This window comes from Devosia pacifica (assembly GCF_014652635.1).
Lineage (GTDB): Bacteria > Pseudomonadota > Alphaproteobacteria > Rhizobiales > Devosiaceae > Devosia > Devosia pacifica.
The window spans coordinates 1237699-1261093 of record NZ_BMZE01000001.1; the positions used below are offsets into that span (position 1 = coordinate 1237699).

The 23395-nt window shown below is 61.4% G+C and carries 23 protein-coding genes; 18 read left to right on the forward strand and 5 right to left on the reverse strand.

The window, feature by feature from the left end; translation table 11 throughout:
• The first annotated feature begins 13 nt into the window (after positions 1-13).
• Genes IE127_RS06175 through IE127_RS06200 form a run of 6 tightly spaced genes read left to right on the forward strand, consistent with a single transcriptional unit; the run spans position 14 to position 4172 of the window.
• The gene (locus tag IE127_RS06175; protein WP_189424331.1) at positions 14-892 is read left to right on the forward strand and encodes an MBL fold metallo-hydrolase; all 879 of its coding nucleotides are present in this window, start codon (positions 14-16) and stop codon (positions 890-892) included.
• Positions 886-1218 (forward strand): ArsR/SmtB family transcription factor, encoded by a 333-nt coding sequence (locus IE127_RS06180; protein WP_189424333.1) that lies wholly within the window; start codon positions 886-888, stop codon positions 1216-1218. The genes IE127_RS06175 and IE127_RS06180 overlap by 7 nt, the downstream gene beginning before the upstream one ends.
• Before the next feature lie 25 nt (positions 1219-1243).
• A complete protein-coding gene (locus IE127_RS06185; protein ID WP_189424335.1) occupies positions 1244-1672 on the forward strand; it encodes a YeeE/YedE family protein in 429 nt (142 codons plus the stop codon).
• Positions 1672-2106, forward strand: a complete 435-nt coding sequence (locus IE127_RS06190; RefSeq protein WP_189424336.1) for a DUF6691 family protein — start codon at positions 1672-1674, stop codon at positions 2104-2106. The genes IE127_RS06185 and IE127_RS06190 overlap by 1 nt, the downstream gene beginning before the upstream one ends.
• Positions 2107-2132: 26 nt before the next feature.
• Positions 2133-2459 carry a protein tyrosine phosphatase family protein gene (locus IE127_RS06195; protein WP_189424337.1) on the forward strand — a complete coding sequence of 109 codons (327 nt, stop codon included), beginning with the start codon at positions 2133-2135 and terminating at the stop codon, positions 2457-2459.
• Between the two features lie 3 nt (positions 2460-2462).
• Entirely contained in the window at positions 2463-4172 is a 1710-nt protein-coding gene (locus tag IE127_RS06200; RefSeq protein WP_189424338.1) for a SulP family inorganic anion transporter, read from the forward strand.
• 53 nt (positions 4173-4225) lie between these two features.
• Here the strand turns inward: IE127_RS06200 and cydX are convergent, their stop codons facing one another.
• The 3 genes from cydX to IE127_RS06215 are packed head-to-tail and all read right to left on the reverse strand — an operon-like array spanning position 4226 to position 7098.
• Entirely contained in the window at positions 4226-4333 is a 108-nt protein-coding gene (cydX, locus tag IE127_RS06205) for a cytochrome bd-I oxidase subunit CydX (RefSeq protein ID WP_189424339.1), read from the reverse strand.
• A gap of 12 nt (positions 4334-4345) precedes the next feature.
• Positions 4346-5494: a cytochrome d ubiquinol oxidase subunit II gene (cydB, locus tag IE127_RS06210; protein ID WP_189424340.1), complete on the reverse strand. Its 1149-nt coding sequence runs from the start codon at positions 5492-5494 to the stop codon at positions 4346-4348.
• An 11-nt stretch (positions 5495-5505) separates the two neighbouring features.
• Positions 5506-7098, reverse strand: coding sequence for a cytochrome ubiquinol oxidase subunit I (locus IE127_RS06215; protein ID WP_189424341.1), 1593 nt, complete (start codon positions 7096-7098; stop codon positions 5506-5508).
• 148 nt (positions 7099-7246) lie between these two features.
• On the opposite strand from IE127_RS06215, the gene cydD reads away from it, so the two are divergent.
• The 3 genes from cydD to IE127_RS06230 are packed head-to-tail and all read left to right on the forward strand — an operon-like array spanning position 7247 to position 11162.
• Complete coding sequence (gene cydD / locus IE127_RS06220; RefSeq protein WP_189424342.1) at positions 7247-8989, forward strand: thiol reductant ABC exporter subunit CydD; 1743 nt, start codon at positions 7247-7249, stop codon at positions 8987-8989.
• Complete coding sequence (cydC, locus tag IE127_RS06225) at positions 8986-10644, forward strand: thiol reductant ABC exporter subunit CydC (RefSeq protein ID WP_189424344.1); 1659 nt, start codon at positions 8986-8988, stop codon at positions 10642-10644. The genes cydD and cydC overlap by 4 nt, the downstream gene beginning before the upstream one ends.
• Positions 10644-11162 (forward strand): hemerythrin domain-containing protein, encoded by a 519-nt coding sequence (locus IE127_RS06230; RefSeq protein WP_189424346.1) that lies wholly within the window; start codon positions 10644-10646, stop codon positions 11160-11162. The genes cydC and IE127_RS06230 overlap by 1 nt, the downstream gene beginning before the upstream one ends.
• On the opposite strand, the gene IE127_RS06235 is transcribed toward IE127_RS06230, so the two are convergent.
• Positions 11119-11856 (reverse strand): Crp/Fnr family transcriptional regulator, encoded by a 738-nt coding sequence (locus IE127_RS06235; protein ID WP_189424348.1) that lies wholly within the window; start codon positions 11854-11856, stop codon positions 11119-11121. The genes IE127_RS06230 and IE127_RS06235 overlap by 44 nt on opposite strands.
• A gap of 136 nt (positions 11857-11992) precedes the next feature.
• Positions 11993-13042 carry a substrate-binding domain-containing protein gene (locus IE127_RS06240; RefSeq protein ID WP_189424350.1) on the reverse strand — a complete coding sequence of 350 codons (1050 nt, stop codon included), beginning with the start codon at positions 13040-13042 and terminating at the stop codon, positions 11993-11995.
• 147 nt (positions 13043-13189) lie between these two features.
• Between IE127_RS06240 and IE127_RS06245 the strand changes: the two genes are divergently transcribed.
• The 9 genes from IE127_RS06245 (at position 13190) to IE127_RS06285 (ending at position 23343) form a co-directional block, all read left to right on the forward strand.
• Entirely contained in the window at positions 13190-14227 is a 1038-nt protein-coding gene (locus IE127_RS06245) for a Gfo/Idh/MocA family protein (protein ID WP_189424351.1), read from the forward strand.
• Positions 14228-14241: 14 nt separating this feature from the next.
• Positions 14242-15135 (forward strand): sugar phosphate isomerase/epimerase family protein, encoded by an 894-nt coding sequence (locus IE127_RS06250; RefSeq protein ID WP_189424354.1) that lies wholly within the window; start codon positions 14242-14244, stop codon positions 15133-15135.
• A gap of 116 nt (positions 15136-15251) precedes the next feature.
• A complete protein-coding gene (locus IE127_RS06255) occupies positions 15252-16262 on the forward strand; it encodes a LacI family DNA-binding transcriptional regulator (RefSeq protein ID WP_244639956.1) in 1011 nt (336 codons plus the stop codon).
• 75 nt (positions 16263-16337) lie between these two features.
• The gene (locus IE127_RS06260; protein WP_189424357.1) at positions 16338-17570 is read left to right on the forward strand and encodes an ABC transporter substrate-binding protein; all 1233 of its coding nucleotides are present in this window, start codon (positions 16338-16340) and stop codon (positions 17568-17570) included.
• 87 nt (positions 17571-17657) lie between these two features.
• Positions 17658-18560 (forward strand): carbohydrate ABC transporter permease, encoded by a 903-nt coding sequence (locus IE127_RS06265; RefSeq protein WP_189424358.1) that lies wholly within the window; start codon positions 17658-17660, stop codon positions 18558-18560.
• Entirely contained in the window at positions 18557-19384 is an 828-nt protein-coding gene (locus tag IE127_RS06270) for a carbohydrate ABC transporter permease (protein WP_189424359.1), read from the forward strand. The genes IE127_RS06265 and IE127_RS06270 overlap by 4 nt, the downstream gene beginning before the upstream one ends.
• Positions 19381-20460, forward strand: coding sequence for an ABC transporter ATP-binding protein (locus IE127_RS06275; RefSeq protein WP_189424360.1), 1080 nt, complete (start codon positions 19381-19383; stop codon positions 20458-20460). Before IE127_RS06270 ends, IE127_RS06275 begins: the two co-directional genes overlap by 4 nt.
• Positions 20461-20492: 32 nt before the next feature.
• The gene (locus IE127_RS06280; RefSeq protein ID WP_189424361.1) at positions 20493-22406 is read left to right on the forward strand and encodes a glycoside hydrolase family 127 protein; all 1914 of its coding nucleotides are present in this window, start codon (positions 20493-20495) and stop codon (positions 22404-22406) included.
• 163 nt (positions 22407-22569) lie between these two features.
• Entirely contained in the window at positions 22570-23343 is a 774-nt protein-coding gene (locus IE127_RS06285) for a metallophosphoesterase family protein (protein ID WP_189424362.1), read from the forward strand.
• The last annotated feature ends 52 nt before the right edge of the window (positions 23344-23395 follow it).

The following is a 23395-nucleotide window of genomic DNA, read 5'->3' on the forward strand; positions in this document are numbered from 1 at the left end:
AGGAATACGCACGGTGACTGGCAAACCCGACGTTGAAGGCTTTTTTGATCCGCGTACCTGGTCGATTCAGTACGTCGTGGCTGATCCCGAAACCAAGAAATGCGCCATCATCGATCCTGTGCTGAATTATGACGAGAAGTCTGGTGCCACCGGCACCGCCGACGCTGATCGACTGCTCGCCTACATCGCTGACAAGGGTCTGACGGTTGAGTGGATTCTCGACACCCACCCGCACGCCGATCATTTCTCTGCCGCACACTATCTCAAGCAGAAGACGGGCGCCCCCACAGCGATCGGGGAGAAGGTCACCGAGGTGCAAGAGCTATGGAAGGGCATTTACAACTGGCCGGATTTTCCGGCCAATGGCAGCCAGTGGGATCATTTGTTCGCCGACGGTGAACGGTTCCGGCTCGGCAATATCGATGCCCGCGTCATGCATTCGCCCGGCCACACCCTGGCATCGGTCACCTATATCATCGGTGATGCGGCGTTTGTGCACGATACGCTGTTTATGCCCGATAGCGGCACGGCACGCGCCGACTTTCCCGGCGGCAGCGCCAAGGTGCTCTATAGGTCGATCCAGGATATTCTTGCATTGCCCGACGAAACCCGCCTGTTCACCGGGCACGACTACCAGCCCGATGGTCGCGAGCCGCGCTGGGAATCAACGGTGGCCGAGCAGAAGGCCAGCAACATTCATATGTCGCGTTACAAGACGCAGTGCGAATACGTTGAGGTGCGTGAGGAGCGCGACAAGACGCTGCCGATGCCGAAACTGATCCTGCATGCATTGCAGATCAACACCAATGCCGGCCGCCTCCCCGAGCCGGAATCCAACGGCACGCGCTATCTCAAAATACCGCTCGACGCGCTGGAGAACGCGGCATGGTAGCCGAAGACACGGCACTCTCGGACGAAAGCCGCATCATCCAGTCGCGGCTCGACGAGGCAACGAGTTTCCTTAAAAAGCTCGCAAATCGCGACCGGCTGATGGTTGTCTGCGCGCTTGTCGAAGGCGAGCGCAGCGTGCGCGAACTTGAAGATTTGCTGCAGATCCGTCAGCCCGGCCTTTCCCAGCAACTTGCGGAGCTTCGTGCTGCCGGCATGATTGAAGGCAGAAAGCAGGGCAAGGCCGTCTATTACAGCCTTTCCGACCCCAGGGCGAAAGCGCTGATTGGTACGATGTACGAACTTTTCTGCGGCCCGGACGCCGTCTGACTGCACTTCACCCAAAGAGGTTCAATTGACTGAATTTACCCCTTTCGCGTCGCTTTTTGGCGGCGCGCTTATCGGCCTGTCGGCCGTTCTGCTAATGGCCTTCAACGGGCGCATTGCCGGGATGACAGGCATAGTCGCCGGCATCATACCGCCGCTCGAAACAGGATGGATGTGGCGCGCCGCTTTCCTTGCCGGAGCCATCCTGGCACCAGCGCTCCTTGTCGGCGCCTTTGGCGATACGGTCGGGTTTGATAGCCCCACGCCTGTTGCCTGGCTGATCGCCGGCGGCATCATTGTCGGCATAGGCGTGCAGTTCGGTTCAGGCTGCACCTCCGGACACGGTATCTGCGGAATTGCGCGGCTATCCCCTCGCTCGATCGTGGCAACCCTCACCTTCATGGCAAGCACCGCCGCAACGGTATTTGTCATCCGTCACGTCCTCGGAGGCCTTTGATGCGCAAGATCGCTTTTCCCGCGCTGTTCGGCCTGCTTTTTGGCACCGGCATCGCTATCTCGGGCATGGCCAATCCGGCGAAGGTCCTGAACTTTTTCGACTTTGCCGGCACATGGGACCCATCCCTCGCTTTCGTCATGGCCGGGGCGCTTGCAGTCACGGCCATTGGCTACCGCCTGGTGTTCAGACGCAAGGCGCCGCTCTTCGAGGATCGCTTTCATCTGCCGGCATCGAACCGCATCGATGCAAACCTGTTGGGAGGGTCCGCACTTTTCGGGATCGGCTGGGGGATCACCGGCTTCTGTCCCGGCGGGTCGATCCCGGCGCTGGGACTCGGTGAGCCGGACGCCCTGATTTTCGTCGCGGCGATGATGCTCGGCATTCTTCTGGCCCGCACCCTGCGCCGCGCCGCCGCCACCCGCGTCACCGCGTGAACTCTCATCAAAAGAAAGCTGAAGACATGAATATCAAAAAGATCGACTCTTCGTTCTCAACCACTGGCCAGATTCAGCCCGAGGACCTCGCCGCGATCAAGCAGGCGGGCTTCGCCGGCATCATCTGCGCGCGTCCCGACGGCGAGGATGCAGATCAGCCTCCGTTCTCAAAGATCGAGCAGGCTGCGCGCGCGGCTGGGCTGAATGCGTTCCACATCCCTGTTGCGGGGCCTTTGGGCGAGGGCCAGATCATCCGCTTCGAAGAGGCGAGCAAGCAGATCGATGGCCCGATCCTCGGCTATTGCCGGTCTGGCGCCCGTGCCGGCAGTCTCCACGCTGCGGCAAACCGCTAAGCCATGCTCGGGCGGTACATTCCCATCCTCAGATGGGGGCGGCACTATTCCACCGAGACGTTCGGCCGCGACCTCATGGCCGCGGTAATCGTCACCATCATGCTGATCCCGCAATCGCTGGCTTATGCGTTGCTGGCTGGATTGCCGCCCGAAATAGGTCTTTATGCGTCGATCCTGCCGCTGGTCGGTTACGCCATATTCGGCTCGTCGACCTCCCTGGCCGTGGGTCCTGTCGCCGTTGTTTCGCTGATGACCGCAAGTGCACTCGGGCGGCTATCGCTCGAGGGCGCGGATTATGTCTCAGCGGCCATCATGCTGGCGTTGTTGTCCGGCGGCATTCTGCTGCTGATGGGTCTGTTCCGGCTCGGTTTCATCGCCAACTTCCTGTCGCACCCCGTCATTGCCGGCTTCATCACGGCCTCCGGGCTGATCATCGCCACGAGCCAGCTCGGCGGGCTGCTGGGAATTCGCAGCGAAGGGCATGCCCTCCCGGAACTGGTACTGTCCCTCGCAGCGAACATCGCTAGCATCAATCCCTACACCCTCGCGGTCGGTGCCGCCTCGCTGGCTGCCCTGATCTGGATCAGGACCAGCCTCAAGGGCCAGCTGTCACGCCTGGGCCTGCGTTCAGGGCTCGCTAATCTGATCGTGCGCGCCGGTCCGGTGCTCGTCGTTCTCGGCTCGATTGCGGCGTCGGCCGCGTTCGACTTGTCCAGCCGAGGCGTTGCGGTGGTTGGCGACGTGCCGCAGGGTCTGCCGCTGCTGGCCGTCCCGGGCATCGATCTCGGGCTCATGGCCAACCTGCTGGTACCGGCCTTCATCATCTCCATTGTCGGCTTTGTAGAGTCCATATCGGTGGCGCAGACTCTGGCCGCAAGAAAGCGCGAGCGCATCGATCCTGATCAGGAATTGCTGGGGCTGGGCGCTGCAAATATCGCCGCAGCAATCGGCTCCGGATATCCGGTCACCGGCGGCTTTGCGCGATCCGTCGTCAACCACGACGCGGGTGCCGCAACACCGGCAGCGGGCGCCTTCACCGCCATCGGCATCGCCCTCGCCACCTTGCTACTGACGCCGTTCCTTGCGCTGTTGCCGAAGGCAACGCTCGCCGCGACCATTGTCGTTGCAGTGCTGGCGCTGGTCGATCTCAGCATCCTCGGCAAGACCTGGCGATATTCGAGAGCCGACTTCATTGCGGTGGCGCTCACCCTTGTCGGCACCCTCCTGGTCGGGGTCGAGATCGGCATTTCTCTCGGCGTAGCCGCCTCGATCCTGATCTTTCTCTATCGCACCTCGAAGCCGCATATGGCGATCGTCGGACGGGTTTCGGGCACCGAGCATTTCCGCAACATCAAGCGACACACGGTGGAAACTACTCCGGGCATCGTATCGCTGCGCGTCGACGAGAGCCTTTACTTTGCCAATGCCCGCTTTCTTGAAGATGCAATCTACGAGATTGTGGCGCAGCAGCCTGAGCTACGCCACGTCGTGCTGATGTGCCCGGCGGTCAACGCCATCGACATGTCGGCACTCGAAAGCCTCGAGACCATCAATGACAGGTTGCTGACCTTGGGCGTGAGCCTTCACCTGTCCGAGGTCAAGGGACCGGTGATGGACCGGCTCAAGCGCTCGCACTTTTTAGAGGCGCTGACTGGTCGGGTGTTTCTCTCGCAGCATGAAGCGATAACGACATTGTCCGGGCCAGCCCGATAACAAAAGGGCGGCCCTCATGGGGCCGCCCTTCGTCGTTGGCGATCCGGCAAAGCTTATGGCTTCACTTCGATCTTGTCTTCGCGCATCTCGAACCACATGGCGTTAAGGATGGCGAAGCTGCACGCCAACCCAAGGCCGAGGATCCAGGCAAAATACCACATTGGTGTGCTCCTTCAGTAGGCGTTCGGGTTTTTGGAAAGGCTCTGGGTCGTCACCGGCCCGCGCATCACGCGGTACACCCAGCTGGTGTAGGCAAGAATGATCGGCAGAAAGATCACCGTCGCGACCAGCATGATGAACAGCGTCATGTGGCTCGAGGAGGCATCCCATACCGTCAGGCTGGCACCGGGGTTGACCGAGCTTGGCAGCAGGAACGGGAACAGCGACAGACCCGCCGTCGCCACGATGCCGGCGATGCCAACAGCAGCCGACAGGAAGGTTGGCAGGTTCCTGCCGGCACGCAGCAGTCCCCATGCACCGAGCATTCCTGCAAACCCGACAATCGGAGCAAGCAGCGTCAACGGATAGGTCGAGTAGTTGGCAAGCCACGCCCCACCCTGCTGAACCACGGTCTTCGACAGCGGATTAGAGGGAGCGGCGCCGGCGTAATCGCTGGTGATGGCGTAGCCCAGTCCACCGAAGGCGACCCACACCCCGGCCAGCGCAAAAAGCGCCACGGCCGCAAGTGCCGACCATTGCCCGTAAAGCCGGGCGCGTTCGGCGATCAGCCCACGGGTCCGCATGGCGATGTACGAGGCGCCGAGTGTCACGATCATCGTCAGGCTGACAAGGCCGCTGAGCAGGGCAAAAGGCGTCAACAGCCCGAAGAAGTTCCCGAGATAGCTCGGCCGAAGGGTCGTATCGAGATCGAACGGGGCACCGAGCAGGACATTGCCGACGGCAACACCGAAGATCAGCGCGGGAACGAAGCCGCCGATGAACAGCGCCCAGTCCCAGACGCTGCGCCAGCGCGGATCTTGCACCTTGCCCCTGAACTTGAAGCCCACCGGGCGCAGGATCAGAGCCAGCAGGATAACGATCATCGCCAGGTAAAAGCCCGAGAACGAGACCGCGTAGAGCGGCGGCCAAGCAGCAAAGATTGCGCCGCCTCCGAGAACCAGCCAGACCTGGTTGCCTTCCCAGGTCGGCCCGATCAGGTTAAGCAGCACGCGCCGCTCCTCGTCGTTTCGGGCGACCGCCGGCAACAATGCGCCGACGCCCAGGTCCATGCCGCCCATGATCGCGAAACCGATCAGCAGCGTTCCAAGCAGCGCCCACCAGATGAGGCGCAGCATCTCATAGTCTATGGGGATGAAATCCATTGTGAACGTCCTTACTCGGCCGGTGCCGGGCTGCTTGTCTCTCGGGTTTCGTCGTCCTTTGTGGAGTCTTCACCGTTGAGAATTGCCAGGTAGTCACGCGGACCCGCCTTGATCACCTTGATCATGAGAATGACCATGATGACGGCGAGGACCGTGTAGACGGTGACATAGAATGCGAGGCTGAGGCTGAGATCGAGCACCGTAAGGCCCGATGCCGCGTAGAAGGTCGGCAACACGCCTTCGATGGCCCAGGGCTGGCGCCCGAACTCGGCGATGATCCAGCCGGCTTCGGCGGCAAGCCATGGCAGCGGCATTGCTGCCACCGCGGCAATGAGGAACCAGCGATGGTGCTGCAACGTCCCGCGCGAGGCCTTCCAGAACCCGTAGGCAAAGAAGGCGATAAAGAAGAAGCCGACAGCGACCATCAGCCGGAACGTCCAGAACAACGGCCAGACGGCCGGCACGGTATCCTGAGCCGCGGCCGCGATTTCCTCGTCCGTGGCATTTTCGATATCGTCGCGATAGGCCTTCAGCAGCAGCGCGTAGCCCATGTCCGGCCAGGTCTCGCTGATGATCTGACGCGCTTCTGCATTCTGCCTATCGGTCTCGAGCACCTCGAGAGCATTGTAGGCATTCAGCCCGTTGCGGATACGCATTTGCGCGTGCTCGACAAGATCGTTGATGCCGGGCACCTCGGTGTCAAACGAGCGCGTGGTGATCAGCCCGAGCACCCACGGGATGTGGATACCCACCACCTCGCCAGGTTCGTCGCCGGGAAAGCCGATGAGATTGAACCCTGCCGGAGCCGGCTCGGTGTCGTACATCGCCTCCATGGCAGCGATTTTCATGATCTGGTGCTCGGTCGCGATGTAGCCGCTCTCGTCACCCAGAACGACCACCGACAGAGCCGATGCAAGGCCGAAGCTTGCCGCGACAACCATCGAGCGTTTTGCCAGCTCGATATGCTTGCCCTGAAGCAGGAACAGCGCACCGATACCGAACACGAATACGGCGCCCGTGACGTAGCCGGCACTCACCGTATGCACGAACTTCGCCTGTGCAACCGGATTAAAGATCACGGCTGCGAAGTCGGTGACTTCCATGCGCATCGTGTCGGGATTGAATTCGGCGCCCACCGGATATTGCATCCAGGCATTGGCGATCAGAATCCACAGCGCCGAGAAATTGGCGCCGAGCGCCACAAGCCAGGTGACCACGAGGTGCCCGACCTTCGACAAGCGATCCCAGCCGAAAAAGAACAGGCCGATGAACGTCGCTTCGAGGAAGAAGGCCATCAGCCCCTCGATTGCCAGCGGTGCGCCGAACACATCGCCCACATAGTGGCTGTAATAGCTCCAGTTCATGCCGAACTGGAATTCCATGACGATGCCGGTGGCAACGCCCATGGCGAAGTTGATGCCGAAAAGCGTACCCCAGAACAGGGTCATTTTTCGCCAGATTTCACGCCCCGTCATCACATAGGTGCTCTCCATGATTGCCATCATGAACGAGAGTCCCAGCGTGAGCGGAACGAACAGGAAGTGGTAGAGCGCTGTCGCCGCAAATTGCAGCCGCGACAGGTCTACGACGAGTGGATCCACCATGTATCGTTGCCCCTTGTCGTTGGTCTAGCCAGGCCCATGCCGGCTTGTGCGAGGCCTATCCCCACGCGACGAGCAATTCCTTGATCCATGTCAAAGCCCGGGCGCCCTCACCGCCCTAAAACCGGAGCCATTGTTCCGGAGAGTCTCAATGCGCCAATCCACCAGCAATCCCGATCAGGCGGTGCGCACCCAGATGAAATCGCTGCAGCGCAATGGCGGGCTGCCGCTGGCGATCGCACTTGCTGCGCCCATCGGGGCAGGCATTGCACTTGTTTTTCAGGCTTATTGTCTGGCTCAGGTGCTCGGGCGCACCATCGAGGGCGGAGAGCCGATCGAGGCCGTGATGCCGTTAATCGCCGTGGCGGCAGGGCTTTGGATGTTGCGTGGCGCGATTGCAGCGCTGGGCGACTATGCCGGCACGATTGGCGCCGAGCGCATAAAGCGCCGTTTTAGGACACGCCTGTTCGCTCGCCTTCTCGATCGGCCGGCCAGCCTTGCCAGCAAACCCGCAACCGGCGCCGTCACCGGATCTCTCGTCGACCAGGTGGACGCGCTAACAGCCTATTTTGCAAACTACCTGCCGGCGATGATCGCCGCCACGATCCTGCCGCTGGCGTTCGCCATCGCTGTGATGCCGACCGATTGGGTCGTCGGCCTGCTGTTCCTGTTCACAGCGCCGCTAATTCCCGTGTTCATGGCACTTGCAGGCTGGGGCGCCCAGGCGGCGACAAATCGGCAAGCCGATGCGTTTCTGCGCCTCTCCGGTCACTTCGCCGACCGGCTTCGCGGCCTGCTGACACTCAAACTCTTTGGTCGCGCCGATCACGCGACGAACGAGGTCTACGCCGCGAGCGAGGAACTGCGCCAGCGCACCAACCGCGTGCTTGCGATCGCCTTTCTGTCCTCGGCCATTCTCGAGTTTTTCGCAGCGCTTGGCGTCGCCGGGGTCGCGCTCTATGTCGGGCTGACCTATCTCGGTTTCATCGGCGTCAATCCCGGCATGACGCTTTCTGCCGGGCTCTTTGCACTGCTGATGGCGCCGGAAGTCTACGCGCCATTGCGTCAGCTCGCGACCCATTACCATGACCGCGCCGCAGCGAAATCTGCCCTTATGGAGATCGACAAGCAGCTCGGCGCGGCGCCCGAAGAGACGACACGGCGGGCTCTGTCCACCGCCACTCCAACTCGGCAGCCGGGGGCAGTTGATGTTCGAGACCTGACCATTCGCAACGAGACCGGTAGCGCTATTCTCGACCAGCTCGAGCTCAGTCTGCGGCCCGGCGAGCACCTCGCTGTGATGGGAGAAAGCGGGATCGGCAAGAGCACGCTGCTGCGTGCCATTTCCGGACTTCTCCCCACTGCAGGACATATTGAACTCGATGGCTGCCCGGTGCGGGATCTGCCCGACAATGAACGGGCGCGCCGCATAGTCGTCATCGGACAGCGTCCTTCCCTGTTCAAGGCGAGCATCGCCGACAACATCCGGTTCGCTCGTCCCGCCGCCCGGCGTGAAGATATACTGGAAGCCGCGTGGAAGGCCGGCATCATGGAGTTCGCAAAGGAACTGCCCGAAGGGCTCGATGCCATGGTCGGTGAAGGCGGCGCAGGCATGTCCGGTGGTCAAGCGCAACGCATCGGGCTTGCCCGTCTGTTCCTGACCGATCCTGATCTCGTGCTTCTGGACGAGCCAACCGCGCATCTCGATGCCGGGACCGAAATGCGTTGCCTCGATGAGATCCTGGCATTCTGTGCCGAGCGGACGCTGATCCTGACGACCCACAATGCCGAGATCGCGAAGCGCATCGGTCGCACGGAGCGTCTCGCCGCCGGGCGTCTGTTTGCCGCCGTCGGCTCCGTCAATCAACGCAAGCCTCATAAAGGTGCTGCATGAAAACGCTCCGCCTGCTCCTGCCCCTGTTGCGCCCGCACTGGCGCGGGTTCTTGCTGTCCCTGGCATTGACGATACTCACGCTCGCAGCCGGCGCCGCTCTGCTCGGTGTTTCCGGCTGGTTCCTGACGGCGACGGCACTCACAGGGCTCGGTCTCTCCTTCAACCTGTTCGCGCCATCGGCTGCGGTGCGCGGCTTGTCCTTTACGCGCATCGTTTCGCGGTATTTCGAAAAGCTCGTCGGACACAACGCCACCTTGCGGCTGCTGTCCGATCTGCGCCGTTGGCTGTTCTCGTCGCTGTTTCCAAAGCTGCCCTTTGGTGCAAAGGCATTGCCGAGCGGCGATCTTCTCGGTCGGCTGACAGGCGATGTCGATGCGGTCGACACGCTGCTCTTGTCGGCGATCGGGCCGGCCATCGGTGCAATCGTCATCAGCACGACGACCACGATCGTTTTGGCGATGATCCTGCCTGCGGCGGCACCAATCTATGCCGGGGCAATCGTCGGCGCGATCGTCCTTGTGCCGACGCTCCTCTTTGCCGCGACCCGCAAATTCGGGCGCACCGCCGTGGCGGCGGCGTCGACCATGCGGGTCCAGACGCTCGAAGCCCTGGAAGGTGCCGAAGATATCACCTGGTTCGGCCAGCAAGGGCCAGTGCTTGGTCGCTTTATCGAAACCTGCAGTCAATCCGCCGCTGCCCGTGGTTTCCTCGGATCGCATGTGGCGTTGGCGACGTTCGCTGTCCACGCACTAGCCGGCATTGCCCTGTTCGCAACATTGCTCTGCGGACTTGAGGCACTGGCCCAGGAGAACGTTTCGGGGCCGATCCTTGCAGGAGCGCTCCTGGCAATCCTTGCAAGCTTCGAAGCCTCGAATGCTCTTGTACGGGCCACTGCAAAGCTCGGCACGGGGGTCGCCGCAGCGCAGAGGCTGCAAGCTCTGGTTTCGCTTGCGCCAAATGGCACGGAGCCCCGGAATCCAAGAGAGCCGGAGACCTCGCCAAGCCTCGTCTTCGACAATGTCAGTTTCGGCTATGGCGGCAATCTGGTGCTCGATCACGCCGATCTTGCCGTCGCTCCAGGAGAACGCGTTGCCATCTCCGGCCCAAGCGGATGCGGAAAATCAACGCTCCTGTCTCTCGTTCTGCGCCTCAACGATCCGCTAGGCGGCACCGTCTCTGTCGGCGGCGAACCGACGACGTGGATCGCGACCGAGACCCTCTACAAGAGCGTTTGCCTGCTCAGCCAGCAAAGCCCGGTGTTTCTCGATACGGTGCGCAACAATCTGCGCATTGCGGCGCCGGAAGCCGGTGACGAAGAGCTCTGGCAGGCGCTCGATGCAGCACGGCTGGGCACCACCATCCGGGCGCTGCCGCAAGGCTTGGATACCCTGCTCGGTGAAGACGCCACAAGCCTTTCCGCCGGTCAGGCGAGACGACTGTGCCTTGCGCGCGTTCTTCTCAGCCAGGCCTCGATCGTGCTGCTCGATGAACCGACCGCTGGCCTCGACCGCGCGACAGAACTCGAACTCTTCCATCAACTCCCGCAGATCCTCGAGGGTCGCAGCGTGATCATGGTCACGCATGCGAGCATCCCGGAAACAGCGGGCTATCGCCGTCTCGTCCTGCGGGATGCACAACTGAGTGAGGTGTCGTGATGGTCGCCCGGCTTGTTCAATGCTGCACCGACGGGGCGAACCTCGCCACCCAGCTCGACGCAATGCATGCCGATCAGCAACTCCTGTGCGAAAGGCTTGAGGTTCTCGCCGACGCTTTGCCAGATGCGCCGCACCAGGGATGCCTTCATGTGGCGCGCACCATCGGTCCGCTGCTGCATCGTGCCCAGGCGCTGGAGGAAGAGGCCCTGTTTCCTTATGTCAGCACGCGCTGGAAAGTCATCGACGGGGTCGACGACTGGATCGAGCGGCTGAAATGCGAGCACATTGAGGATACATGCTACGCCGAAGAACTCAGCGAAGCCCTGCTCGCATACGGGCGTGGAGATGCGTTTCCCACACCCGACGCTCTCGGCTACATGCTGCGTGGCTTCATCAGCGGCTTGCGCCGCCACCTGGCATTCGAGCAGGATGTGTTGGTCCCGCTGCTGCGTGAGCAGCGGCCAGAGCCTCTCGTTAGCCGCAAAGCCGTTCCAGGCGCGTCAGGTCGGGGATGCTGACATAGCGGGCTTTTTCGATGCTAATCACACCCGCCTTGCGCAACTTCGTCAACTGACGCGAAACCGTCTCAATGGTCAGGCCGAGAAAATCGGCGATATCGGCGCGCCCGAGCGGCAGTTCGAACGACGCATCCCGGCTTCCTGTTTCTTCGCGTTCGGCCTGCGAGACTGGATCGATATGGGTCGCGATCAGCAACAGAAAGCTCGCGACCTTTTCCGATGCGGTCTTGCGTCCAAGCGTCACCATCCACTCGCGGGCCTCATCGAGTTCGCGCAAGGCCTGCTGCATCAGCCGGTGCTCGACCTCAGGATTCTCCGCAACCAGGCGCTCGATTGCCGCTTTGGGGATTTTGCAGACATCGACCTTCGATGCGGCTTCGGCGCCGACCGCGTTCTGGTTGCCGAACAACCGCCCGAGAAAGTCCGGCGCGAACTGCAGTCCCACAACCTGCTGGCGGCCGTCCTCCAGCGTCTTGGTTAGCTTCACCACACCGCGCATCACGTTGCCGTAGGTGACGATGTCGGTGTCGTCCCCGATCAGTTCTTCGCCCGAATCATGCCGCACCATGCGCGTGTGCTTGGACAGCTCCAGAAGTTCGGAGGCGTTCAGGGCTCCGCACATGCCGCGATGCCGAACTTCGCAGTTCGCGCATAGCCGCGGCACCTCGGAATTGTGGATGTCCTGTCTGCTCATGTTCTTCACCACGTGGTCGCGCAATGTGCCGCTTCGGCTGGATCGGCACAATATCGGGCCCCATACCTGGGCTTGGTTCGGCATGCATCCGGACGCACTGTAAACCCTTGAGGACCCGGAGTTCCAGTCCAGGTGCCTAGGACCTATAGTCGCTGGCGGCTGCAGCCGGCCCGTCGCTCTCACCGACGACCATTTCCATGGGCCAGACGCGCTGAACTACCCCTTGCGGATAATGCTCGGCATATTTCGGCATCGAGGCAAGCAGCGCCTCGCCAAGTGCGACGCCGAGCTCGCGGAGCGAGAGCCTGAAGCAGGTGAGGCGCGGCGACAGGAACCGTGAAATCGGCGATTCCCTGAAACTGATGATCGAGAGGTCATTGCCAGGCACCAGACCGGCATCGTGCAGACGGCTGTAAAGTCCGATCGCCAGCAATTCATAGTGCAGGATAATGGCCGTGGGCGGATTTGCCATCGACAGGATCTCGTGGCCGATCTGGTATCCTCCCTGCTCCGACGAGGCGGCGCGCAGGACGAGCGAAGGGTCGAACGCGATGTCGTGCTTTTCGAGCGCTGCCCTGTAGCCTTTGAGATAGACGAACCCGAGATTGAGGTCCTTGCTCGGTAGCGCCACAGCTATCCGCCGGTGCCCGGCTGCAACCAAACGCGCGACCGATCTTGTCGCAACCCCTTCGAAATCGAGGTCGATCCAGGGGTAATTGCCCGCGGTTTCCGATCGTCCCAAAGCAATGAATGGCAGCCGAGCTTTCGACAAAAGAGCGATCCTGTCATCTTGCCGGCGTGTTGCCGACAGGATCAGCGCATCGACCTGGCGCCGGGCAACCGTACGCGCGAGATACTGCGCGGGATCTTCGCCGGCAGAGCACGGCAACACCACAAGATCGAGGTGATGCCGGCTCAGCACCTGCTGCACTCCGTCGAACACCGGCATGAAGAATGTGTCGCTGTTACCGGAAGGATCGCCGGCCTCGATCATGAAGCCAACGCTGTTTGTCGCTCCCTGTCGAAGGCTGCGCCCGGACTGGTTTGGGACATAGCCGAGCGCCGAAGCGGCAGCGAGAACCCGCTTTCGCGTCTCCGGATTGACGTCCGGCTTGGCGTTAAGGGCACGCGACACAGTTCCGATCGATAAGCCCAGATGTTCGGCGAGGTGCTTGATGCCGCGCATTCTTTACCCGCTAGCTATGTGTCCTTCTGCCGTAGAGGCGCCGGTGCGCGTTTTTCATTGACACAGTTACACCCGCCAGAATAGCGTCGTAAACGTTTACGGCACACTGACCGGAAACACTGCACACGCGACTTTGGGAGGAGGAGCATGGTGCGCTACCGAGCTGTACTGGCCGGCTGCGGAGCTATGTCGAGAGGCTGGCTGAAGGCCATTTTCGACACGCCGCAATTGCGTGATCAGATTGAAATTGTCGGCCTGAACGATCTGCGGCGCCCCGCCGCTGAAGCGATTGCTTCCGATTTCCACTTAAGCGGTGCGGATATCGACACCGATCTCGATGCGCTGCTCGAGCGCACAAAGCCCGAACTGCTGTTCGACGTCGTCATTCCCGGCGCGCGCCAGAATGTCGTCGCACTCGGCCTCCGGCATGGCTGCAACGTGCTTTCCGAAAAGCCCATGGCCACCAGCCTGGCTGATGCCAGAGCATTGATCGAGGATGCGCAATCCGCCGGCCGGGTGCACGCCGTCATCCAGAACCGTCGCTACAATGCCGGAATACGTCGCATCAAGGCGCTGCTCGACAGCGGCGCCCTCGGCACCTTGACCAGCATCAACGCCGATTTCTTCGTTGGCGCGCATTTCGGCGGCTTTCGCGAAGAGATGCGCAACGTCTTGCTGCTGGACATGGCCATTCACACCTTCGACGCCGCCCGCTTTCTGGCGGGCAGCGCGCCACAGGCCGCCTACTGCCATGAATCGAACCCTGCCGGCTCGTGGTATGCGCATGGCGCCGCCGCCAACGCCCTGTTCGAATTCGAAAACGGCCTTGTGTTTTCGTATCGCGGTTCATGGTCGGCTGAAGGCGCCAACACCAGTTGGGACGCCGCCTGGCGGCTGGTGGGGACTAAGGGCACGCTGCTGTGGGATGGCGAGGACGAATTTGCCGCTCATGTCGTTGACGGCGAAGAGGGTTTCTTTCGTCCCCTGCGTCCGGTTGAGGTTCCCGAGGTGCCGGAGCCGGAAAAAACACACGGCCATGCCAGCGTCATTCTCGACTTCGTCAGCGCGATCGGCTCGGGCCACGCACCCGAGACCGTCGGCTCGGACAACATCAAAAGCCTTGCCATGGTTTTCGCCGCCATCGAGAGCGCCAGCCAGCAGCAACGCATCGCCATCTCCGTATAAGGACCGCAGCCTCCATGAACGTGCATACCGGCATCCGCATCGGCACCATGATCCAGTCAACGGCAGGCAAGGCCGCAGAGAATATCGCTGCCATTGCCGATCTTGGCTTTGAGAGTTTCGAGCCGTTTTTCTGGCAAACGACGAACGGACAGGACCTGGCCGAGCTCGGTAAGCGCTGCCGCGAGGCCATCGGCGAGCGCGACATAACCATCTCCACAATCGGCATGTTCGGCAATCCGCTGGAGGATCAGGAGATGGATCGCCAGACCCTGCAGGGCTGGAAGGATTGCATCGACAACGCCCACCATTTCGGCGCCGATTGCGTCGCCGGATTTACCGGCCGCATCCGCAACAAGCCCCTGCCGGAGAGCCTGCCGCAATATAAGAAGGTGTTCTCGGAGCTGGCCAAGCGCGCCGCAGACAAGGGCGTCCGTATCGCTTTCGAGAATTGCGCCATGGACGGCAACTGGCAGACCGGCGACTGGAACATCGCGCACAACCCGGACGCGTGGGAGCTTATCTTCAACGAGACCCCGGACGACAATATCGGGCTCGAATGGGAGCCATGTCACCAGATGGTCTACCTCATCGATCCCCTGCCGCAGATCCGCAAATGGGCGCACAAATTCTTCCATATCCACGGCAAGGACGCGACCATCCGCTGGGAGGTCATCCGTGAGCACGGCATTTTCGGCAAGGAGCCGTTCGTGTTCATGCGCACCCCCGGCTTCGGTGACAGCAACTGGACAGATATCATTTCCGAGCTGCGGCTCGCCGGCTGGTCCGGCTCGATAGACATCGAGGGATGGCATGATCCGGTCTATCGCGATGAACTCGAGATGACCGGTCAGATCCACGGCCTCAACCACCTCAAGGCTGCCAGGGGAGGCACATACGTGCCCGCTTAGGGCGGGATATCGGCGTCAAGCAGGAAAGCGCCAGCACGATGGAAACATTGCGCATTGACAGAATTGAGAAAACGATTTCTCTTGCTTGGGAAAACCTTTTTCCAAGGATATGCAGCTTGGCTATCGCCACCGACCGCATCAGGCTCTCGGATGTCGCGCAAGTCGCCGGAGTAAGCGTTGCTACCGCTTCGAAGGCACTGAACGGCACCGGCCGGATGACGCTCGAAACGCGCGAGCGTATCAAGCAGATTGCTGCCGATCTGGGCTTTCGGCCGAACGCCATGGCGCGGGCCCTGATCAGCCAGCGCAGCTTCACCGTCGGCCTGCTGACCAACGACACCTATGGCCGCTTCACCCTGCCTGTCATGGCCGGCGTCTCCGAGGCCCTTGTCGACGAAGGAGTCTCCGTTTTCCTTTGCGGCATCGAGGATGACCCCGCACTTGGGCGCGTGCATGTCGATGCGATGCTCGACAAGCAGGTCGACGGCATCATCCTTTCGGGCAAGCGCATAGATAAACGCCTGCCCGTCGATCTTTCGGAGATTTCCGTCCCGATCGTTTACGTCTTTACCGAAGCCCCGGACGACGCCGTCTCGCTTGTTTCGGATGATGCGCAGGGTGCGCATGAGGCCGTGGAGTGGCTGGTCAGTATCGGCCGCCGCCGGCTGGTCCACGTGACGGGCCCGAAGAGTTTCGCATCGGTCAGGGAACGCGCCGGCGCCTTCACACAGGTTGCCGGAGAGTCAGCCGAGATCCTCTATGGGTCTTGGAGTGAGGCCTGGGGGCATTCGGCTGTCGATCAGCTCTGCTCCGCCGAAACCGATCTTCCTGACGGCATCTTTTGCGGCAACGATCAGATCGCGCGGGGAGTGGTCGATGCCCTGCGTGAACGTCACATTGCCGTGCCACGCGATGTTTCCGTCGTCGGCTTCGATAACTGGGAGATTGTCTCGGCCGCCACGCGGCCACCGCTGACCAGCGTTGACATGAACCTCAAGGCGCTCGGCCGTGAAGCGGGGCGTCTCATTCTGGAATTGTCGGGAGGACGACACGTCGAGCCGGGCATTCGCAAGCTGCCTTGCAAACTTGTCGTGCGCGAATCCTGTGGAGGTGCCGCGCCCGCCTGACGACTTAACATGTCGCGCAGCCCGAGGAGCTGTTCGGCATAAACCGCGGCCCTGCCGCATCTTTGGGAGGATACAATGAAAGCTTCTAGACTTGGTCTGATGACCGGCGTCGCCCTTGCCACCGTGGCAATGGCCGGCGCAGCCTTTGCTCAGGAAGACGTGACGATCACTGTGTGGTCGATCGACGGTGCGAACCAGGTCGGCCCGTCCGACACCTTCTCGGCCGAATTCAACGAGATGGACAACGGCATCAACGTCGAATACCGGATCCTGCAGTTCGACGAGATCGTCAACGAGACGCTGCGCGCCTACGCCACCGGCAACGCGCCCGATATCGTCAGCCTCGACAACCCGGATTTCGCCCTCTTTTCCTCGCGCGGCGCATTCCTCGACATCACCGAGATGGCCGAGAACAGCGACGTCATCAACACCGAGGCCTATTTCGATGGCCCGCTGAACTCGGTGATGTGGGACGGCAAGCTCTATGGCGTGCCGAAATATACCGACACGATCGGCGTTTTCTACAACAAGGACGCTTTCGCCGAAGCCGGCATCGAAAATCCGCCGCAGACCTGGGCGGAGTTCGAGGAATATGCCCGCATGCTCGCCGAAGCCAATGAGGGCATGTACGGCGCGACAATTTCGGCACGCGGCAACGAGGAAGGCACGTTCCAGTTCCTGCCTGTCATCCAGATGTCCGGCGGCGGCTACGAGAACGTCAATACCGAAGGCGCCCGTGAATGGCTGTCGATGGTCAAGGGCATGATCGATGACGGCGTCATGAGCCAGGACGTCCTCTCTCTCGGCCAGTGGGATTCCACCGGCACGTTCAACTCCGGCAACGCCGCAATGGCGATCTCGGGGCCCTGGGAAATCGACCGCATGGTCGAGGATGCAGAATTCGATTGGGGCGTGACCCTGCTGCCGGTCTTCGGAGAAGGCGATGAGCGCTCCTCGGCGCTCGGCGGCTTCAATCTCGGCATCCTGTCCACGACCGAGCACCCGGAAGAAGCCTTCGAGGTTCTTGAGTACTTCGTCAGCCAGGATGATCGCCTGTTCCCCGAGTTCGGTTATCTGCCCACCCGTGGCGACGTCGAACTGCCGCCCTCCGGTATCGCGGAAAAGGATGCCGCTCTGGAAGTCTTCCAGGAGCAGCTGCAATACGCTCAGCCGCGCGGTCCGCATCCGGAATGGCAGAAGATTTCCAAGGCCATCTATGACGCCGAGCAGGCTGCTCTTACCGGCCAGATGACGCCGGAAGAAGCCTTGAGCCAGGCTCAGGCCACGATCGACACGATCATCAACTAGCGCACGAGATTGCCTTCTCGGCGGCAGTGCGCTGCCGGGAAGGCTTCGCGCTTCGATACATCCAGACGGATCAGGGGGGGACGGGCCATGGGCCGAATTGTGTCCAGCATTACCGATGGGAAGGGGTTCGACCTACTCCTCGTCGGTCTGACAATGGTTTTTCTGCTCGCGCTTGCCGGCGTGCCGCTCGTCTACAACGTGGTGATGAGCTTCCAGCAAGTGGACATGTTCAATCTCAGCACGTTCTCCCGCCCGTTTGCCGGCTTCTCCAACTATGTTGAAGTCGTCAGCCAGCCAGAGTTCTGGTTGATCATCCGCAACACCGCGATCTTCGTCTTCGGCTCCATCGGCGGCCAGTTTGTATTCGGCTTCGCGCTCGCGCTGTTCTTCATGCTCAAATTCCCCTTTGCCTCGACGATCCGCGGCTTGTTCCTGGTCTCATGGGTGATGCCGGGCCTTGTGGTCGGCGCCTTGTGGGGCTGGATCCTCGCGGGCGATTTCGGCGTCCTCAACGCCATCCTCAAGGGCATCGGCCTGATCGACAACACGATGTTCTGGAAGTCCGATCCGAGCCTTGCAATCTGGGCCGTCACCATCGCCAACATCTGGCTCGGCCTCGCCTTCAACATGATGCTGCTTTCGGTCGGCCTCGCCGGCATTTCTCAAGACCTTTACGAAGCGGCCGAACTCGATGGCGCCAATGGTTTTCAGCGCTTCTCCACGATCACCCTGCCGATGATGCGCTCGACGATCGGTGCAGTCCTCGCGCTCGGCCTGATCTACACCCTTCAGCAGTTCGACCTGTTCCCGGCGATTACCGAAGGCGGTCCGGCTAACAGCTCCAACGTCGCCCAGTACTGGGCATGGCAGTGGTCGTTCCAGCTGTTCGACTTCGCCAAGGGCGCGACTGTCTCCGTGATGATGCTCGTCTTTGTGCTGTTCGCATCGCTCGTCTATGTCTGGTCGACAAGGCATGAGGTGCGCGGATGAACCGGCTCCCTGCCCCCAAGCTCTTCCTGGTCCTGGCGCTTGGCCTCGCCGCGCTTTATCTGTTCCCGCTCTACTGGATGTATGTCACCAGCCTGAAGGGCTCGTCGGAGATTTTCGCCAATCCGCCGACCTTTTGGCCGAACGATCCGGACCCGTCGATCTACCCGGAAACCTGGGCGCGGCGGACCATGGCGACTTTTTTGTGGAACAGCCTAGTCATCGCCACGGGCGTGACCTCGCTCACGGTGCTGCTTGGAACCGGCTGCGCCTATGTGCTTGCCCGCTACCGCAGCGTCTGGATCGATATCGGCCTGTTCGCCATCCTGATGCTGCAGGTGCTCCCGGCCTCGGTAATGATCACCCCGCTCTATGTCGGGTTCAACCAGCTCGGGCTTCTCGATTACCCGCGCACGGCAGTGATCCTCGCCGCAGCCGGCAAGGCCATCCCGTTCTATATCGTTCTGGTGCGCGCCACCTTCATGAGCGTTCCGCGCGAACTTGAGGAGGCGGCGCTCGTCGATGGCAATTCGCGCTGGGGCGCCTTCTTCTTCATCGTCTTGCCGCTTGCGCGCAATGGCATACTCGTTCTCGCCATCCTTACCTTCATGCAGGCCTTTGGCGAATACATCTATTCCAAGTCGATCATCACGACCCAGTCGCTGCAGCCGGCCAGCGTCGGGCTCTCCGGCTTCCTCGGCCCCAACTCAACCGATTGGAACGGGATCATGGCCTATGCCGCGATCTACGTGACCCCAATCGTTCTTGTATTCGTCATCCTTCAGCGCCGCATCGTCGCGGGGCTTACTTCGGGAGCGCTCAAATGACCGCACAGATCGAGCTCCAGAACGTCGACAAGCACTACGGCACGTTCCACGCACTCAAGAACATCGACCTTGCAATCGACAAGGGCAGCTTCGTCGCGCTTGTCGGCCCTTCGGGCTGCGGCAAGTCCACACTGCTGCGCTCCATCGCGGGGCTGGAATCCATCTCGTCCGGTACGCTCAAGATTGCCGGCGAGACCATGAACGGCGTCCCACCACGCAAGCGGGACGTTGCGATGGTGTTCCAGAGCTATGCGCTCTACCCGCACATGACGGTTGAAAGGAACCTGTCCTATTCACTCCGCCTCAAGGGTATGTCGCGCGCCGATGCGAAAAAGAAGGCCGAGGAAGTGGCAAAGACCACTGGCCTGTCTGAGCTGTTGCACCGCTTCCCGCGGCAGTTATCGGGCGGGCAGCGTCAGCGCGTCGCCATGGGTCGCGCCATCATTCGCAACCCCAAGGCATTCCTCTTCGACGAGCCGCTGTCGAACCTCGATGCCTCGCTGCGCGTCCAGATGCGTAAGGAGATCCGCTCGCTGCACGATCGGCTTGGCGCCACATCCGTCTACGTCACGCACGATCAGATCGAAGCGATGACCATGGCGGATTACGTGGTGGTAATGCGCAATGGCGTGATCGAGCAACGCGGCCGCCCGCTGGAGCTCTACGATTTTCCCGCCAACAAGTTCGTTGCCGGCTTCATCGGCTCCCCAGCCATGAACTTCATCGCTTCGAGCATCGACGCCTCCGGCACGCGTTTGATCTTTGATGAGTATAGCGGCGAGAGCATTGCGCTCGAACAGCGTCTTGAGCCCAATCGCAAAGTCATTGCCGGTATCAGGCCGGAATTTCTCCGCGTGGCTTCGGAGGCCGAAGCCAACTTTCACATCGAGGTCGGCACGGTCGAGTCGACTGGCTCCGCCACATACATTTCTTCACAAGATCAGATGGTCACCGTCGTGCAATCCGAGCGGACGGAACTCAAGCCGAATGACCGCGTCGGCCTCAAGGTCGACAGCGCACGCATTCATCTGTTCGACGCCAAGACAGAGGCCCGCATCGTCACTGACGCAGGCTAGGCCGCGTCACAATAACCCATTGGGAGGAAACCGTGGCGCGCTACGCACCGGTCAATTTTTCTGACATCACGCTCAACGGCAAATTCTGGACCGAACGGCTGGAAACCGTTCTCACTCGCACCATCCCGAGCCAGCACGTAAAGCTCGGCGAAACCGGCATTCTTGAGTCCCTCACCCTGCCCGATCCACCGCCACCGCTGCGGTTGCCACGCCACGCCAACGGCTTCACCGTGCAGGTGTTCTGGGACAGCGATGTCGGCAAATGGGTCGAGGCCGCGAGCTACGCCCTCGCCCATCGGCGCGATGAGGATATCGAAGCCAAGATCGACAAGATCGTCGATGACCTCGCCAATGCCCAGGCCGACGATGGCTATCTCAATTGCTGGTACCTCGGCCGCGAGCCGGACAACCGCTGGACGAACCTGCGCGACAATCACGAGATGTACAACGCAGGCCATCTCCTCGAGGGTGCCATCGCCTATTTTCTCGTGACTGGGCGCCGGCGCTTCCTCGACATCATGGAGCGCTATCTCGACCATATCTATGCACGCTTCGGCACCGGCCCCGGCCAGGAACGTGGCTATGGCGGGCACGAGGAAATCGAGATCGCCCTGATGAAGCTCTATCATCTGACCGGCGAGAAGAAGCACCTCGATTTCTGCATCTACCTGATCGATGAGCGTGGTCGTCAGCCGCACTATTACGACATTGAACGGGAGCGGCGCGAAGCGCGCAATGGCGGTGTCGACACGCAGCGCTACTCGTTCAAGGACTATGAGTATTCACAAAGCCACAAGCCGGTGCGCGAGCAGGACAAGGTCGTCGGCCACGCCGTGCGCGCTATGTACCTTTATACGGCAATGGCAGACCTCGCGGCCGAGATCGAAGACGAAGCGCTTAAGCGCGCGTGCGAGACGCTGTGGAAGGACGTGATGGAAACCAAGATGTATGTGACGGCGGGCCTTGGCCCCTCGGCACATAACGAGGGCTTCACCCATGATTTCGACCTGCCCAACCAGACGGCCTACGCCGAAACCTGCGCTTCAGTCGCCCTCATTTTCTGGGCGCAGAAGATGCTGCACCTCGACCTCGACGGGCAATATGCGGACATTCTCGAACTGGCCCTGTTCAACGGTGCCCTGAGTGGCCTGAGCCGCGACGGGACAAGCTACTTTTACGCCAACCCGCTCGAGAGTGACGGCACGCCGGAGCGCTGGGATTGGCACATGTGCCCGTGCTGCACCATGAACGTGTCTCGCCTCGTGGCCTCTGTCGGCGGATATTTCATCTCACGGGCCGATGATGGCGTCGCCTTCCACCTCTATGGCGGGTCGGAAACAACGCTCGACCTGGCCGGCACACAGGTAGAGCTTTCCGAGAACTCGAACTACCCGTGGTCCGGCGATATCGAGATTGCTGTCGACCCTGCCGAGCAGGCGGAATTCACCGTCAACCTGCGCATCCCGGGATGGTGCCACGATGCCAGCGTCACCGTGAATGGCGAAACCGTCGACGCAAAAGCCGCATCCAAAGGCTACCTCGCTATCCGCCGCACCTGGCAGGCAGGAGACCAGATCACGCTGTCGCTGCCGATGCCGCCGGTTAAACTCTACGCGCACCCGCATGTCATCATGGACGCGGGGCGCGTCGCCCTCAAACGCGGACCGCTTGTCTACTGCATTGAGGAGGCCGACAACGCCGGCGGCTGGGTGCAGCGCTTCAAGCTGCCACGCGACGCCGATCTCGAGGCGGCGACGCGCGCCGATCTGTTCGATGGCATCGTCACGCTGAAATCGAAAGCACTCGAAATCAACGAAGGCGACTGGCGCACTCTCTACCGCACACGCCCGCCGCAGGAATCCGAGAGCGAGGTGACGGCGATCCCCTATTATCTCTGGGCGAACCGCGGCAAGGGCACGATGCTGGTCTGGGTCCCCGAAGCCTGACGCCGAGGCGGGCTTAGCACTTCTTGAAGCCGGGGCCGAAGGTGCGTGATGCGCCTTCGGCCCCCTCTTTTCATCAACCCTGTCGCCGCGTCTCCTTGGGCGGGACTTTGCGAAGGTGCTGTGATAGTGCTGGCGCCTCCCGACTGCAGCCTTCGGAGGATGAATGCCTGCCCCACTCGCAGATGGCGAGCGCGTTGCCATTATGTCCGATATTCATGGAAACCTCACGGCGCTTGAAGCGGTCCTTGCGCATATCCGTGCGTCCGGCATTTCCAGAATCTTCAACCTCGGCGATCTTGTAGGCAAGGGACCGAACTCTGCTGCAGTGGTCGATCGCTGCCGTGAGGTGTGCGAAATGACAGTTCAGGGCAATTGGGACGCAGACATGGCAAACCCTGCCAGGACCGGCTGGGCCTCTGGCAACTGGCACCGCAAGCAGTTGGGCGACGAACGCCTCGAATACCTCGCGAACCTTCCCGGCACGTTCGATTTCATGGTCAGCGGCAGGCAGGCTCGCCTGTTCCATGCCAGCGAAAGAGGCATCTTCGAAAGGGTTCATGCCACGGCGCCACGTGAGCAGTTGCGGGACATGTTCCGCAACACTCCCTTTACCGGGCCAGGCCCGGAGCCGGTGATCGTCGGCTATGGCGATATCCATACCCCGTATGTTGTCAACTTTGGCGGGCACACGCTGTTCAATGTCGGAAGCGTTGGTAATCCGCTAGACATGCCGCTCGCCTGCTATGCTGTTCTTGAGGGCCGGCTTGGTGATCCTGCGCCCGCGCTATTCTCGGTCAACCTCGTACACCTCCCCTACGACATCGAGGCGGAAATCGGCCTCGCGCAATCGAGCGGCATGCCGCATCAGGAGCAATACGCGCACGAGCTCCGCACGGCAGAGTATCGCAGGCGTGCCGGAGCAGCCCCAGCCGTCTAGCCGCAAATCTTGCTCCCTGGCGCTTGAACGGTACAAATCGCGTGATATCTTG